Raw genomic sequence first — 1,290 nt, forward strand, 5'->3', positions numbered from 1 at the left:
CACCTCACCCGAGGGAATCAGCCCCGCAGCGCGGGGGCAAGCGGACATCGACAGGGTTGGAGCCCATTCTGCAACAGGCTCTGCGGGAGCGTGAATTGAAACTACGGGCCGAGCGGATTTGGCAAGACCTGCGCCGTCGCTCCCCGTGCGGGAGCGTGGATTGAAACTGGAGGCCGCCGGCATCGAGCCAGCAGCCGTTCAAGATCCTGAGATATCGCCTGGAATTCTCAGGCGCTGCGAGAACGTCACCCAGAGCGAAGATCTCTTCCGCCGCGTCTTCAATCGGCACACTCGTGAGCATCATCACGTCGGCATCGGCCTGATGGCACCTGACCAGATCCAGCACAGACAAGCCGACATCCTCTTCGGTGGAAGATTAGCGCTTCTTGCTGGAACGCCCTCGACCAATAGAAATCCAGCCACCACCTGGATCAGATCCGTCCGGAAAGATCCACATCCCCCAAAATAAAACTGATTTACAGGCTGCCTTGTTATTAATTCAGACCTCTGGAGCCCGATATGCCATTTTATCTTCGCAAATCAATTTCTATCGGCCCATTCCGTCTCAACCTTTCAAAGTCGGGCCTCGGTGTCTCGGCAGGTGTCAAAGGACTTCGTATCGGGACGGGACCACGGGGGCATTACATCCACGCCGGGATGAATGGCGTCTATTATAGAAAAACCTTGGGCGGTGTTGGTGAGCGACCAAAAGCTGTCGCGCCACCTGCCGAAAAGCACTGCGCCGACGTATCGGAAGCGGCCATCCGGGATAAGCTGCCAACCTATATCACTGAGGATGGGATCCTTATGCGGCGTGTCATGTCCGCGGAGACCAAATTTCTGGTATCTGAAAGCCATGCGGAAGCTCTGGCAAGTCTGAATGAAGCACGCGGCCGAGCTTCGATGGCGGCACTTCTGACGATCACCGCAGGATTTCTCCTTGGCATCACTCTCCTGGCAGCGCAGCCAGTGGCAATAGCGGCCACTGGCCTCCTATTCGCTCTTGCTTGGTTCTGCGGCAGCCAAATCGACGCATCTCGACGACATGTCGTTTTTGCATATGACCTGGCCCCTGGTGCAGAGACACGTTACCGAAATTTGGTCGAAGCCCTCGATACCTTGGGAACGTCCCGTCTTCTGCAATATGTCAAAGCGCAAGGAGACATTACCAATCTGCACGCCTGGAAGAAGAATGCAGGCGCCACCAGAGCCTGTTGCAGAATGGGCTCCAAACCTGTCGATGTCCGCTTGCCCCCGCGCTGCGGGGCTGATTCCCTCGGGTGAGGTGAC

2 protein-coding genes are annotated in these 1,290 nt (G+C 56.9%); both read left to right on the forward strand.

Going from position 1 to position 1,290, the window contains the following annotated elements; translation table 11 throughout:
* Nucleotides 1-160: 160 nt before the first annotated feature.
* A complete protein-coding gene (locus IEW15_RS25435; RefSeq protein WP_188583330.1) occupies nucleotides 161-469 on the forward strand; it encodes a hypothetical protein in 309 nt (102 codons plus the stop codon).
* A 50-nt stretch (nucleotides 470-519) separates the two neighbouring features.
* Nucleotides 520-1,284: a DUF4236 domain-containing protein gene (locus IEW15_RS25440; protein ID WP_188583332.1), complete on the forward strand. Its 765-nt coding sequence runs from the start codon at nucleotides 520-522 to the stop codon at nucleotides 1,282-1,284.
* Nucleotides 1,285-1,290: the final 6 nt, after the last annotated feature.

The organism is Tistrella bauzanensis (assembly GCF_014636235.1).
Taxonomy (GTDB): Bacteria; Pseudomonadota; Alphaproteobacteria; order Tistrellales; family Tistrellaceae; genus Tistrella; species Tistrella bauzanensis.